Source organism: Streptomyces sp. NRRL S-87, from assembly GCF_000719335.1.
Classification (GTDB): Bacteria; Actinomycetota; Actinomycetes; order Streptomycetales; family Streptomycetaceae; genus Streptomyces.
The window spans coordinates 1-391 of record NZ_JOGB01000198.1 but is presented as its reverse complement, the minus strand read 5'-3'; the positions used below and the strand labels follow the sequence as shown (position 1 = coordinate 391).

Here is a 391-nt window from a genome sequence, read left to right as displayed (position 1 = left end):
GGAGGTCCTGCCGCTGTTGTCGGAGGGTGTGGGCATCGCCGCGGTGAACGGTCCGCAGTCGGTGGTCGTCTCCGGTGACGAGGGCGCGGCGGTCGCGATGGCCGAGACGTTCGAGGCGCAGGGGCGTAAGACCAAGCGGCTGGCGGTCAGTCACGCTTTCCACTCGCCGCTCATGGACGGGATGCTGGCCGACTTCCGCAAGGTCGTCGAGGGGCTGTCGTTCGACGCGCCCCGTGTTCCGGTCGTCTCGAACCTGACCGGTGCCCTCGTCACCGACGAGATGGGTACGGCGGACTTCTGGGTGCGGCACGTGCGCGAGGCCGTCCGTTTCCTGGACGGCGTGCGGGCGCTGGAGGCGGCCGGGGTGGCGACGTACGTCGAACTCGGGCCG

1 protein-coding gene is annotated in these 391 nt (G+C 70.6%); it reads left to right on the top strand.

The features are described from left to right. On the top strand, positions 1–391 hold a 391-nt coding region (locus IF43_RS37550; protein ID WP_037891727.1), incomplete at both ends, for an acyltransferase domain-containing protein.